Raw genomic sequence first — 13011 nt, 5'->3', positions numbered from 1 at the left:
CCAGTTTACGGGGCGGCCGCTGCGAGACTTTCCGCGCAGCTCAGAGCGGTCGTGCCGGGAGGGCACTGGGCGCACTGCCCAGGTCGACGTGTGCGAGGGCGTCATCGACCCGGTCTGCCGCATCGGATTCGACCCAGTGGGCGTGCGCGTAGCGTTTAAACCAGCTCACCTGCCGGCGGGCATAACGCCGGGTCAGCTGCTGGGTCGCTTCGACGGCCTCCGCTTGGCTGCGCGTGCCGTGCACCTGGCCGAGTGCCTGCGCGTAGCCGATCGCGCGGCTCGCCGTCACTCCATTTTCGATGCCGGCCGCAAGCAGCCCTCGGGCTTCGTCGACGATGCCGGCCGCCCACATCCGCTCGACCCGGGCATCAAGCCGCGGGGTGAGCTGCTCGCGCGGCGTACGCAGGCCGAGCAGCACGGTGGGCTTCCAGTAGACCGGTTCCTCGGGCAAGGCCGCCAGATGCGGGGCGCCAGTGAGCTCGACGATCTCCAGGGCCCGCACCAGTCGGCGACCGTTGCTCGGCCCGATCCGCAGGGCGGCCTGCGGGTCGACGGCCTGCAGCCGGGTGTACATCAGGCCGGGTCCGCTCGTGCTGAGATCGGCTTCAAGCCGGGCGCGCAGTATCGGATCGGTGCCGGGAAACTGAAAGTCGAACACGACCGACGAGACATAGAGGCCCGAGCCGCCGACCAGGATGGGCACAGCCCCGCGCGCGCGGATCTCGGTGATGACGGCGCGGGCATCCGTTTGGTAATTGCTGACGGTGGCCTCGTCGGTCACGTCCAGCACGTCGAGCAGGTGGTGCGGAATGCCGCGGCGTTCGGGCACGGTGAGCTTCGCCGTGCCGATGTCCATGCCGCGGTAGAACTGCATGGCGTCGGCGTTGACGATTTCAACCGACTGTCCGCGCTGGATCAGCCTTTCGGCCAAGTCGAGGGACAGCTCCGACTTGCCGGTGCCGGTCGACCCGACGATCGCAATCAGAGCCGCTGGGTCGGCTGTGACAACTGGTACTGTCGACACGGCTCCTAGCGCTCGTCGTCGTTCACGTTATAGATGGGGATGGTGGTAGAGCCACCCTCGAGCCGCAGGCCGATCGTCGGCAGACCGAGCGAAATGGGGCCGGCGCCACCGGTTGCGCCGCCATGAGCGGGTACTCCGCAGGATTCGGCTTCCATGCGGTCCCACGCCTCGCCGGCCCGAGTCGTTCGGATGCGGAGCGGCGCACCGTCGGTGGAGTCTGCGATGAGGTGGAACGGTGCGGCCTGGGTGACGACGACAGTGACCATATCGCCGGGACGGGGACGGGGTGAACCGGCTGGCACGTCGAAGTGCACGAGGCGGCTGTCGGGCGCGCGGCCACTCAGCCGGTGGGTATCGCTGTCCTTGCGGCCCTCGTTGGCGACGAGCAGTTCAACCTCACGGCCGATCATCGCCTGGTTCTCTTCGAGGGAGATGCGCTCCTGTAGGGCCGCGAGTCGCTCGTAGCGGTCCTGCACGACGGCCTTTGGAACTTGGTCAGGCATTGTCGCGGCCGGAGTGCCAGGGCGAATGGAGTACTGAAAAGTGAACGCCGTCGCGAACCGGGCCTGTTCAACAACCCGCAGGGTTTCCTGAAAGTCCTCTTCGGTTTCGCCGGGGAAACCGACGATGATGTCGGTGCTGATGGCCGCGCTCGGCATCTGGGCACGCACCCGGTCGAGAATGCCGAGGAACTTCGCACCGCGGTAGGAGCGTCGCATCGACTTGAGGATACGGTCGGAGCCCGACTGCAGCGGCATGTGCAGCTGCGGCATGACGGCCGGCGTTTCCGCCATGGCGTCGATGACGTCGTCGGTGAACGCGGCGGGGTGCGGGCTGGTGAAGCGGATGCGCTCCAGCCCCTCGATCTTGCCGGCCGCGCGCAACAGCTTGCCGAAAGCGAGCTTGTCGCCGAATTCGACCCCGTAGGAGTTCACGTTCTGGCCGAGCAGGGTGACCTCGATGGCACCGTCATCGACAAGGGCCTGGATCTCGGCGAGAATCTCGCCCGGGCGGCGGTCTTTCTCCTTGCCGCGGAGGGCCGGCACGATGCAGAACGTGCAGGTGTTGTTGCAGCCGACCGAGATCGAGACCCAGCCGCTGTAGCTGGAGTCCCGTTTGGTGGGCAGGGTCGAGGGGAAGGTCTCGAGGGATTCGAGAATTTCGAGTTGAGCCTCACCGTTGTGCCGGGCCCGTTCAAGCAGGCTGGGCAGGGAGCCCATGTTGTGGGTGCCGAAGACGACGTCGACCCACGGTGCCTTTTCGAGGATGGTGGTCTTGTCTTTTTGAGCGAGGCAGCCGCCAACGGCGATCTGCATGCCCGCGTGCTTGCGCTTGACCGAGGCGAGGTAGCCGAGGTTGCCATAGAGCTTGTTGTCGGCGTTCTCACGCACGGCACAGGTGTTGATCACGACAATGTCGGCCTCGCCGCCATCGGCCGAGACGTAGCCGGCCGCCTCGAGCGAACCGCTGAGCCGTTCGGAGTCGTGCACGTTCATCTGGCAGCCGAAGGTGCGCACCTCGTAGGTGCGCGCGCGCCCCGACTCGTCGATCGCGGCTGCCGAGGGTGTGATCACGGTTCGGCGGGCTAGTTCGGGGGCGAAGATACTCATAGTAGGTATAGTTTACGCGAGCAATTCGGTGTGCGGGCCGTGAGCCAGGCCCGCGCCTGCATCAGCGGCCAGCATCAACGAAAACGCACCCGGGAGGCGCCGCCGCCGCCACGGCTGTCCATGGCTGCTTTGACGGCGAGTCGCACCGCTGCCGAGCTGTAACCCTTACGCATGAGAAAGCCGGTGAGGCGACGGTCGATGGTCTGGTCGTCGAAGCGTTCCATCTGCCCGATGCGCTTGGTGGCCAGGTCGATGGCGCGTTCGGCTTCGTCGTCGGGAAGTTCTTCGAGCTTGTCCATCATGACGCCCGGGTCGAGTTTGCGCCTGCGCATTTCGGCTTCAACGCCGGTGCGGCCGAGGCCCTTGCGTACGTTGTGGCTGTGGATGATCTGGTCGGCGAGCTTGGCTTCGTCGAGGTAGTTCAGCTCAATGAATTTCTCGATGATCTCGCTGGCTTCACCGGAGTCGACCCCGGTAGCGTTCAGTACCAGGAGGGCTTCGACCGTGGAGAGGGAGCGGCCGCGCAGCCGGTGCAACAGCACCTTTTCGGCCCGCTCCCGCTGATCGGCCGCATCAGCGGCAAAGTCTGCTGCGGTGGCTTCGTCGTCGACCTGGTCGCTGTCGATACTCTCGGCCTCGTTATCGGCGGCGGCCTCTGCCTCCCGAGCGGCAGCCGCCGCGGCGGCGAACCTGTCGGCCGCCGCCGGGCGGGGTTCGAGCGGCGAGCGGCGTTTCATGCCCGGTGCCGCACCGGGCAGGTAGGTCACGGGAGCCAAACCGGAGTCGGCGCGTTCTGCTGCATCGTCCGGGGGTTCGAAGTGCACCATTAGCGTGACCTACCTTTTGTTGTCGTTGCGGAACTGATGTTTGGTGTGGCGCGGCCGGTTAGGCGGTCTTGCGGGCGGGGGCCGCCTTGGTGACGACAGGGCCGCCGACCAGCACGGCTGCGGCATCCGCTTCGGCCTTAGCCTTGGTTTCGGCCTCCAGCGCGATTGCGGCAGCGGCCTTTTCGGCGGCTTTGGCCGCGATGCCCTCTGGACCGACACCGAGCTTGATCAGAATCTTGCGCTCGATCTCGTTGGCCATGTCAGGGTTCTTCATCAGGAAGTTGCGCGAGTTCTCTTTACCCTGGCCGAGCTGGTCGCCGTCGTAGGTGTACCATGCGCCGGACTTCTTGACGATGCCCTGGTCGACACCGAAGTCGATCAGGCTGCCCTCACGGGAGATACCGATGCCATACATGATGTCGAACTCGGCCTGCTTGAAGGGCGGCGCCATCTTGTTCTTGACGACCTTGACCCTAGTGCGGTTACCGATGGCATCCGTGCCGTCTTTGAGAGTTTCAATGCGGCGAATGTCGAGGCGCACCGAGGCGTAGAACTTGAGGGCTTTACCGCCCGAGGTGGTCTCGGGGCTACCGAAGAACACACCGATCTTCTCGCGCAACTGGTTGATGAAGATCATGGTGGTGTTGGTCTGACTGAGGCCACCGGTGAGCTTACGCAGGGCCTGGGACATGAGCCGGGCCTGCAGGCCGACGTGCGAGTCACCCATCTCGCCCTCGATCTCGGCGCGCGGAACCAAGGCGGCAACGGAGTCGACGACGATGAGGTCGATGGACCCGCTTCGCACGAGCATGTCGGCGATTTCGAGGGCCTGCTCACCGGTATCGGGCTGGGAGACGAGGAGGGCATCGATATCGACGCCGAGCTTCTTGGCGTACTCCGGGTCGAGGGCGTGCTCGGCGTCGATGAAGGCGGCGATGCCGCCGTTCTTCTGCGCGTTCGCGATGGCGTGCAGGGTGAGTGTGGTCTTACCCGAGGATTCCGGGCCGTAGATCTCCACGATGCGACCACGCGGTAACCCGCCTATGCCGAGTGCGACGTCGAGAGCAACCGACCCGGTAGAAATGGTCTCGACGGGGGCGCGCTCGTCGCTGCCGAGGCGCATGACCGATCCCTTGCCGAACTGACGATCGATTTGCGCGAGGGCGGTTTCGAGGGCTTTCTCGCGGTCCGCTTGTGATGCCATGGTGGTGATCTCCTTGGGTTCTGCACTGTCGCCGGTTGTGAACGGCGCTGCGGGTGTGCGTGGTGGCGCCTGTAGGCTGTCGGCCCGCGCAGGGTCGGACCCTGATGCACGTTTCGACAAGGCATTTGCCGACTTTCTCTGACAAATTCGACTGTACGCCGCACCTCCGACACTGGTCGGGAGCACGATCAAACGGTGCGCAATCTGTCAGATTGTCTGCTGTGGAGGAGCCTATCAAGCCCGAACAGGTATTCGACCATTGTCGGGAATATTTTTGCGGCGTGTCGAAATATCGGCCTAACCCGAGGAGGCTGAACGACGCTACTGGCGCGGAGCAGGAATGCCGGCACCGTGCCAGCGGCTGCGCGGCACATCGACTTCGGCGCAGAGCGCCAGCCAGACCTCGCGGGCGGGAACACCAGCAGCGAGGGCCTGATCAGCGGTACGCCCATCGAGCGGGGTGAGAACGAGGTCACGGGTGAGCACGCGCCCGTAGGCGTCGCCGAACTCTTCTTTCATCGCGGTGCGAAATTCACTGAGTCGCACGACACTCCTTCAACCTGAAATGACAACCACCGCCGACACTCTGTGTCGACGGTGGTTGATGATACTGAAAATCCTAGGAACGCTACCGGTTGATGACTAACGCACCATGAGATCGGCATCGAACGTGTTGACGAACTCGTCCGGTACCGTGTCGGGGAACTGATCGATTCCTTCGATGACGGCGAGACGGTCGCCAACTTCGCGCATGATGACCGAGATCGGGGTTTCCAGTGCATCGGCGACAGAAGCGAGAATCTCCGAAGAGGCCTCTTTCTGTCCTCGTTCTACCTCACTGAGGTAGCCGAGCGCGACGCTGGCTTTGCTTGCGACCTGACGCAGGGTACGCCCCTTTTGCAGGCGGAAGTCCCTGAGCACATCGCCGATTTCCTGACGAACAAGAATCATCGGAACCTCCTTCTTATGCCTAATAACTACCGGAATGCGATGCTGGATGCTTACAATACTGCATTCATCCGACACGTTGACACTACCGAGAATCACTGGGCTTTGCTTGTGAATGTCTTCGATGTAACCAGCCCGTAACAGGAACTATTCCGCGTCACCCTGCGCTATCAGCGCACGCACAGCATCGATCGCATGGCTCACGGTTTCGGCGCGAATCTCTCCCCGGTCACCATGGAGGTGCAGTGGAACAGCCCAGGATCCAGTGCCTTTGGAGAGACCGATGAACACCGTTCCAGTCGGGTGTCCCCCGTCGGGGCCGGGCCCGGCGACACCGGTCGTCGACACACCGATGTCGGCGCGTACGCCGTTCACCGCGAGCAGGGTGCGCACCCCGCCGGCCATCTGCTTGGCGACGTCGGCGTGGACGGGGCCGTGCACGTTCAGCACACTGCTGTCGACGTGCAGCAGGCTGCGCTTCAGGGCAGTGTCGTAGGCAACGACTCCCCCACGCACCACAACGGATGCCCCGGGAATGCGCACGAGCTCAGCCACGAGCAGTCCGCCGGTCAGCGACTCGGCCACGGCGATGGTGAGGTGATGGGTGGTGAGCTCGGCGATCAGCTCGGCCGTCGCATCCGCTGGCCCAGCCGACTGGGCCGGGTGAGTTACGGGGAGTGAACCCGTGACCGTGGCCGGGTCAGGCAACGTCGTGCTTTCGCAGGCGCCAGGCCGAGATCAGATAGTCGAGGCCGGAGACTACGGTGAGCACGAGCGCGATGGTCATGGTGGCCGTGTTGAGCCAGTCCACCCAGTCGCCGAACACCTGGTTGAACGGCAGCAAGGCGAGCGAGATCGACACGGACTGGGCAACGGTCTTGAGCTTGCCGCCGCGACTGGCCGGAATGACCCGGTCGCGCAGCATGACGAAGCGGAACACCGTGATGCCGATCTCTCGCACCAGGATGACGATGGTCACCCACCAGGGCAACTCCCCCAGAATAGACAGGCAGACCAGGGCGCCACCGGTGAGGATCTTGTCGGCGATCGGGTCGAGAATCTTGCCGAGGTCCGTGACGAGGTTGTGGCGGCGGGCGATCATGCCGTCGATGCCGTCGGTGGCGATGGCGATGATGAACAGCACGGCGGCGACCCAGCGCAGGGTGTCCTGAGGGCCGTCGGCGGCCAGCAGCATCCAGATAAAAACGGGGGCGAGCAGGATGCGCACGACCGTGATCAGGTTGGGAACGTTCCAGTTACTGGGCCGGGTGACGGATGCTTGTGGTGATGCCATGGTTCAGTCCCTGCCGGTCAGTTTCCAGGCATCCTCGTCGTCCAAGGCGCCGTCCACCTCAGGATACCCCTGTGACATTTTCTCGACCGGGTCATCGGCGTAGCGTGGGTCGGGCGCGGAGGCAGCACGCGAATCGTCGGACTGCGCCTTGAGGGCGTGCTGTTCGTCGTCGGAGCCGCGCAGGCGGGCGAGCACACTCGGCAGCTGTTCCGCGTTCACGAGCACGTCGCGCGCCTTGGAGCCTTCGGAGGGGCCGACGATCTCGCGGGATTCGAGCAGGTCCATCAGGCGGCCGGCCTTGGCGAAGCCGACACGCAGTTTGCGCTGAAGCATCGACGTGGACCCGAACTGGGTGGACACGACGAGTTCCGCCGCGGCAAGCAGCACCTCAAGGTCGTCGCCGATGTCGGAGTCGATTTCCTTGCGCGGGGCGACCATGGAAACGTCGGGCCGATAGTCGGGACGGGCCTGCATGGTGACATGCTTGACGACCTTCTCGATCTCGTCTTCAGTGACCCAGGCGCCCTGCACGCGCACGGCTTTGGAGGCACCCATCGGCAGGAACAGTGCGTCGCCCTGCCCGATGAGCTTGTCGGCGCCGGGCTGGTCGAGGATGACCCGGGAGTCGGTGACGCTCGTCACAGCAAAGGCGAGGCGTGAGGGCACGTTGGCCTTGATCAGACCGGTGACGACGTCGACGCTGGGTCGCTGGGTGGCGAGCACGAGGTGAATTCCCGAGGCGCGGGCCAGCTGGGTGATGCGCACGATGGAGTCCTCGACGTCGCGCGGGGCGACCATCATGAGGTCGGCCAGCTCGTCGACGACGACCAGCAGATAGGGGTAGGGCTTGAGTTTGCGTTCGCTGCCGGCCGGCAGCACGATCTCGCCATTGACGACGGCCTTGTTGAAGTCGTCGATGTGGCGAAAGCCGAAGCTCGCAAGGTCGTCGTAACGCATGTCCATCTCTTTCACGACCCACTGCAGCGCTTCGGCGGCTTTCTTCGGGTTCGTGATGATGGGCGTGATGAGGTGCGGCACGCCGGCGTAGGCGGCGAGTTCGACCCGCTTCGGGTCGATCAGCACCATGCGCACGTCGCTCGGCTTGGCGCGCATGAGCAGGCTGGTGATCATGGAGTTCACGAAGCTGGACTTGCCGGATCCGGTGGAGCCGGCGACGAGCAGGTGGGGCATTTTTGCGAGGTTGGCGATGACGAAACCGCCGCCGACGTCCTTGCCGACACCGATAGTCATCGGGTGGGTGGCATTAGTGGCGGTGCTCGACCGCAGCACGTCGCCGAGGGTGACGATTTCGCGATCGGTGTTGGGGATCTCGATGCCGATGGCACTCTTGCCGGGGATGGGCGAGAGGATGCGCACCTCATTCGAGGCGACCGCGTAGGAGAGGTTCTTGCTGAGCGCGGTAACCCGCTCCACCTTGACGCCCGGGCCGAGTTCGATCTCGTACTGGGTGACCGTTGGGCCACGGGAGAATCCGGTGACCTTCGCGTCGACCTGGAACTGGCGCAGCACCTCGGTGATCGACTTCACGACGTCGTCGTTGGCGGCCGAGCGCGCTTTGGCCGGCGGGCCGGCGGTGAGAGTGGATGCCGCGGGCACGAGATAAGGAATGGCCGGGTGGGGGTCAGTGGAGGCGAGAGGGGGAAGGGCCGCGCCAGAGGCATCCACTGCCTGGCTGAGTTCGGGGAAGACGTCGTCGAAGCCGGGTAGTACTTCGGTGTGCCCGGCCGGGTCGTCGGAGTGCAGGCCGGTGGACGGACCGGTGCCGAGGTCGACTTCACCGGTGAATCGTTTGACGGCGAGCTCCGCCTTGCGCAGGTCTTCGAGCACCTCGGTGCCGTAGTGGTCGCGTTCGGGCGGAGCTGTGTGGTCGGTGACCTCCGATTCGATGGCGCTGTCGAAGCCGCCGCGCGATTGATTGCCGCCAAGCAGCACGCTGAGCGGGTCAGGAGCCACCTCAGCCGGGCCGGCCTTCGACTCGGTCGACAGCGCGCTGCCGAAGTCGGGGTCTTCCTCGCGCTTGCTGTTGTTGCGCCGCCACCACGGCAGCGCGCCTTCAGAATCGACGTCATCGCCTGAATCAACATTGAGCCCGTCAAGCTCGACCTGCGCGGTCTTGCCCGGCTTGCCGTTCTTGGTCGCTTTCGCGGCCGCTTGCTCTTCGTCAGCCGTCAGCTGGGCGCCGAACAGCCAGTCGTAGAGCTCCCGGGAACGCTGACCGACCCGGTTCGGCGGGGTCTTGGTGATGATGAATAGGCTCAGCAGCAACAGCAGGATGACGACGATTGTGGCACCGATCGACGTGGTGAGCATGATCAGCGGGGCGGCGATCATCCACCCGATGACCCCACCGGCCAGCGCGAGGGCCGGCATGCCGTCTTGCGGCTGCGGCTGCACGCCGAAGATATGGCAGAGCCCGGAGATGGTCACCAGCAGAAGGCTGAGTCCGATGCCGATGCGGCCGTTATCGTGCACCGAACTGGGTTTGCGAAACAGCCAGACCGAGAACAGCAGCAGAATGACCGGCAGGGCGAAGGCAACCCGGCCGAACAGGCCACCGAAGGTGTAGGCGTCGAGCCGCTGGGCGACGAGGTTGTTAATGAGGAACCACTCAACGATGGCGCCGGAGATGGCGAGCAGCACGAGAAAGAACGGCAGACCGTCGCGGCGTTCGTCTTTGGAGAGTTTTTCAGGGCCAAGGGCACGGGCTGCTGCGCCCGCGAGGTGGGCCAGGCCCATCCAGGCGCGGGCACCCAGGCTCGGCTTCACGTCGACAGCGGTGAATTTGACGGTCTTCTGCGCGGTGGTACCGCCGGCGCTCGTCGCCCTCGGTTTGCGCGCCGGAGCGCCCTTCGCTGCCGGGGTGCGGGCACGCCCGGTCGACTTAGTGCTCGTAGCCATGAAATAACGCTACCAAGCACCACCGACATTCGGCCGACCCCACGCCCACGGCCCTCGCGACAGGCGGGTATTGCGCACGCGGCAGCATCCGTTTGTCGCGCGCTAGTTTAGTAGCGGATGGCGTCGATCACCTTCACCCGCACCGCGACAAGTGCGGGGATCAGCCCGGCGAGGGCGCCGACCACGGTGGCGCAGACCAGGCCGAGCACGGCGGCTTCGACCGGGAACGGTGGAAAGTCGGTGACCTGGCCCTGGCTGATGAAGTCCTCGACGAACGGACTCTTGACAATGAGAACGGCGGCGATGACGCCGACGATGCCGGCGACGACGGTGGCGACAACACTTTCCATCATCACGGCGAAGAACACCCGACCGGCGGTCGCCCCGAAGCTGCGGCGAATGCCGATCTCTCGGATGCGCTGTTTGAGGGTGACCAGGGCGATATTGACCAGTCCGAGCGCTCCGAGCAGCAGCACCAGACCGGCGATGGCGCCGACAGTGAGTTTGAGCGAGAGGTAGGGGTCGCCGTCCTGGTAAGCCGCGAAATCTTGCCGGTTCACCTGCACGAACGCGTCAGCACCCAGGGCGCCCTGCACGTCACGTTGCAGAGCGGTCACGAGCTGTTCTGAGATGTCAACGGGTACCCACAGCTCGTAGGACGGCGGCCCGAATTGAAAATTGGGGTCGGTGACGACCGGCGTGATGGCGGTGAGTGCGTCGGCGAGCATGTACATCGCCGGCTCGGTCTCGTAGGAGAGGGCCGGATAGACGCCGGTGACGACGGCCGTCGTAGAGCCTTCACCGAGCAGGGTGGTGGTCGGGTGAGTGGCGAGGTCGGGTCGGCCGAGGCGGTCCCAGAAAATGGAGTTGATGAGCACAGCCGGAGCGAGCCGGGTCTGGTCGTCATCGGTGAACCAGCTCCCCTCTTCGAGAGTAATGCGGTGCATGGTGCCGTAGGGCGGATCCACCCCGATCGTCTGCACCGGTACGGCGCCGTCGGTGAATTGCACCGTCTGCTGCGTATTGACGACACGGCTGGCGTAGTCGATTTTGTACCGTTCGAGCGCGGTGCGCCAGATTTCAGGCATCTCGGTGGGGGTGGAGCCATCGTTCATCGACGCAGACAGGTAAAGGCTGGCCGGGCGGCCGCCCGATCGTTCGTTGGATTCCACGGTGGCCTGCTGCGCGACCCCGCCGAGGCCGACTACGGTCGTGATGGCGCAGACGGCGACGGCCACCCCGATCAGGGACAGCATGACGCGGGTCTTGTGGATGCGTACTTCCTGCCAGGCCTCGATGATGGCGCCGACCACGTTGCTCGCGAGGCGCTTCATGCTGGCACGCTACTGGCGGGCACGGTGCTGGCGACCTGCAATACGCCGTGGTCGAGCCGCAGATGCCGGGTGGCCCGGGCAGCGATGGCCGGGTCATGGGTGATGGTGACCAGCGCCGCCCCGGATTCGGTGGCGACCTCGTCGATCAAGTCCATCACCGTCTCGCCGGTTTCCAGGTCGAGGGCGCCGGTAGGTTCGTCGGCGAGAATGAGCCGCGGGCCGCGCACGAGCGAGCGAGCGATGGCCACGCGCTGTTGCTCACCGCCGCTCAACTTGTCGGGCAGTGAAGCCAGCCGATCTCCGAGGCCAACCCGTTCGAGCATCTCGGTGGCGATGCGGGCGCGCTGCCAGAATTGGCGACCCTCGGCGTAGAGCAGCGGGGTCATCACGTTTTCCAGGGCGGTGCGGCCCTGGAGCAGGTTGAACTGTTGAAAGATGAAACCCACCTCACGGCCGCGGAGGCGGTCGCGGGCGCCGGAGGACAGCGACTGCACCGGGCGATCTTCAAACAGCATGGTGCCGCTGGTGGGGGCATCGAGCAGCCCGAGCAGGTTGAGCAGGGTGGTCTTGCCCGAACCGGAGCGGCCCACGATCGAGACACGGTCGCCCACGTCGACGTCGAGGTCGACACCGGAGAGAATCGTCAGCGGCGGCGCATCAATGAGCTGAACTGTGCGGGTCACGCCCTCCAGGTGCAGAAAAGTCAATGGGAGATCCCGCTGCTGGAGATGCTCGGCATGTAGCAGACTTGGCTACCATCAGGTTGTGTATCGCAGCCGTCGGCTCCCGGAGCCACGGGGGCGCCCGGCACGAATTGATTGATCAGGTCGCCCTCGACGAGGCCATCGATGACCTGCACGTTGGTGCCGTCGGTCATGCCGAGCGTGACCGGGCGTTCCTCGGTACCGCCGTCGGCCAACACGAACCAGACGACACCGGTCTCGGCCGACCCCTTGACCGCAGTTGTTGGCACGACAAGCACGTTTTCGGCGAGGCCGGCCGCGATCGTGATCTGCGCCGCGAGGCCAGAGAACACCGTCGCCTCGGCCGGAATCGCGCATGTCACGGTCGTGCCACTCGTGCCCGTCTGGCCGCCGGTCCCACTGTCACCGCCGGCCGCTTCCCCAGCCAGCGGGGTGGTGATGGTCAGGCCCGTGCAGGTGAACGGCGCCGGCCCATTGGTGATCGCGACGGATGCTTCGGTCGGCTTGGATAGCAGCCGATACTGCTGCTCGGGGCTGAGCGCTCCGCTCACCGAGAAGCTCGGTGGTGCCACCTGGCCGGTCGAATCCCCCACGGCCACGCTTTGGCCGTGGATCACCGTGAGCGAGCTCAGGATGCCGGTGATCGGGGCCAGTACCTTGGCGAAGGTGATCACCGGTTTGGGCTGGGTGATGGTGACGTTACCGTCGGCATCCGTTGTTTCGACCGGGTCTTTGATCGTCTCGACCCGAATGTCGTAGATCTTGTCGTCTTTGTTCACGGCCTGGCCGGCAGCCACGAAGATCTCGTCGACCGTTCCGATGGCGGTCGCTTTGACGGCGACGGCCGGGTCGGCGCTGACCGTGCCCGGCAGGGTGACGTCGTTGCTGATGGTGCCGAGGGCAACCGGAATCTGGGGTTCGACGATGACGCCGGTCGGTTCGGCGGGATTACTGTTTACCGCGTTGTCGGGGTAGAACGCCAGCTTGACCAGCGCCACCGCGATGGCCGCGATGACAATCAATCGAAGAATAGGAAAGACCCATTTGCGTGCAACGTTCACGACACTCCCCACACGGCCGACCCGACTTGGTCGCGCTCGATGGGCTGATCCTAGCGTTTTACGAGCGGAGACGCCTCAGCCGACTC

General features: G+C 65.0%; 12 protein-coding genes. All 12 read right to left on the bottom strand.

Translation table 11 applies throughout. The features are described 5' to 3' along the window. Positions 1 to 40: 40 nt before the first annotated feature. Positions 41 to 1024, bottom strand: a complete 984-nt coding sequence (miaA, locus tag CXY77_RS09995; RefSeq protein ID WP_104130015.1) for a tRNA (adenosine(37)-N6)-dimethylallyltransferase MiaA — start codon at positions 1022 to 1024, stop codon at positions 41 to 43. 5 nt (positions 1025 to 1029) lie between these two features. Further along, positions 1030 to 2634 (bottom strand): tRNA (N6-isopentenyl adenosine(37)-C2)-methylthiotransferase MiaB, encoded by a 1605-nt coding sequence (gene miaB, locus CXY77_RS09990; protein ID WP_104130014.1) that lies wholly within the window; start codon positions 2632 to 2634, stop codon positions 1030 to 1032. 74 nt (positions 2635 to 2708) lie between these two features. Then, positions 2709 to 3461, bottom strand: a complete 753-nt coding sequence (locus tag CXY77_RS09985) for a regulatory protein RecX (protein WP_092341036.1) — start codon at positions 3459 to 3461, stop codon at positions 2709 to 2711. 58 nt (positions 3462 to 3519) lie between these two features. Next, positions 3520 to 4665: a recombinase RecA gene (gene recA, locus CXY77_RS09980; RefSeq protein ID WP_104088843.1), complete on the bottom strand. Its 1146-nt coding sequence runs from the start codon at positions 4663 to 4665 to the stop codon at positions 3520 to 3522. 321 nt (positions 4666 to 4986) lie between these two features. Next, positions 4987 to 5211, bottom strand: coding sequence for a DUF3046 domain-containing protein (locus CXY77_RS09975; RefSeq protein ID WP_092341035.1), 225 nt, complete (start codon positions 5209 to 5211; stop codon positions 4987 to 4989). Between the two features lie 96 nt (positions 5212 to 5307). Continuing rightward, the gene (locus CXY77_RS09970) at positions 5308 to 5616 is read right to left on the bottom strand and encodes a helix-turn-helix domain-containing protein (RefSeq protein WP_092341034.1); all 309 of its coding nucleotides are present in this window, start codon (positions 5614 to 5616) and stop codon (positions 5308 to 5310) included. 144 nt (positions 5617 to 5760) lie between these two features. Next, entirely contained in the window at positions 5761 to 6321 is a 561-nt protein-coding gene (locus tag CXY77_RS09965; RefSeq protein WP_369831300.1) for a CinA family protein, read from the bottom strand. Then, the gene (gene pgsA / locus CXY77_RS09960) at positions 6314 to 6907 is read right to left on the bottom strand and encodes a CDP-diacylglycerol--glycerol-3-phosphate 3-phosphatidyltransferase (RefSeq protein WP_092341033.1); all 594 of its coding nucleotides are present in this window, start codon (positions 6905 to 6907) and stop codon (positions 6314 to 6316) included. Before pgsA ends, CXY77_RS09965 begins: the two co-directional genes overlap by 8 nt. A 3-nt stretch (positions 6908 to 6910) precedes the next feature. Next, on the bottom strand, positions 6911 to 9826 hold the full coding sequence (locus tag CXY77_RS09955) for a DNA translocase FtsK (protein WP_104088839.1): 2916 nt from the start codon (positions 9824 to 9826) through the stop codon (positions 6911 to 6913). A 107-nt stretch (positions 9827 to 9933) separates the two neighbouring features. Then, positions 9934 to 11160, bottom strand: a complete 1227-nt coding sequence (locus CXY77_RS09950) for an ABC transporter permease (protein ID WP_104088838.1) — start codon at positions 11158 to 11160, stop codon at positions 9934 to 9936. Continuing rightward, positions 11157 to 11867 carry an ABC transporter ATP-binding protein gene (locus CXY77_RS09945; RefSeq protein WP_104130013.1) on the bottom strand — a complete coding sequence of 237 codons (711 nt, stop codon included), beginning with the start codon at positions 11865 to 11867 and terminating at the stop codon, positions 11157 to 11159. Before CXY77_RS09945 ends, CXY77_RS09950 begins: the two co-directional genes overlap by 4 nt. Continuing rightward, positions 11864 to 12925, bottom strand: coding sequence for an efflux RND transporter periplasmic adaptor subunit (locus CXY77_RS09940; RefSeq protein WP_199181909.1), 1062 nt, complete (start codon positions 12923 to 12925; stop codon positions 11864 to 11866). The genes CXY77_RS09945 and CXY77_RS09940 overlap by 4 nt, the downstream gene beginning before the upstream one ends. Positions 12926 to 13011: the final 86 nt, after the last annotated feature.

Origin of the sequence: Cryobacterium sp. N21 (assembly GCF_002929575.1) — a bacterium.
GTDB lineage: Bacteria > Actinomycetota > Actinomycetes > Actinomycetales > Microbacteriaceae > Cryobacterium > Cryobacterium flavum.
This window is presented reverse-complemented; position numbering and strand designations above follow the sequence as displayed.

Bases quoted from the DNA above. Each gene is read 5' to 3' on its own strand.
- miaB (WP_104130014.1), bottom strand. From the start codon at position 2,634: ATGAGTATCTTCGCCCCCGAACTAGCCCGCCGAACCGTGATCACACCC.
- CXY77_RS09985 (WP_092341036.1), bottom strand. From the start codon at position 3,461: ATGGTGCACTTCGAACCCCCGGACGATGCAGCAGAACGCGCCGACTCC.
- recA (WP_104088843.1), bottom strand. From the start codon at position 4,665: ATGGCATCACAAGCGGACCGCGAGAAAGCCCTCGAAACCGCCCTCGCG.
- CXY77_RS09970 (WP_092341034.1), bottom strand. From the start codon at position 5,616: ATGATTCTTGTTCGTCAGGAAATCGGCGATGTGCTCAGGGACTTCCGC.
- pgsA (WP_092341033.1), bottom strand. From the start codon at position 6,907: ATGGCATCACCACAAGCATCCGTCACCCGGCCCAGTAACTGGAACGTT.
- CXY77_RS09955 (WP_104088839.1), bottom strand. From the start codon at position 9,826: ATGGCTACGAGCACTAAGTCGACCGGGCGTGCCCGCACCCCGGCAGCG.
- CXY77_RS09950 (WP_104088838.1), bottom strand. From the start codon at position 11,160: ATGAAGCGCCTCGCGAGCAACGTGGTCGGCGCCATCATCGAGGCCTGG.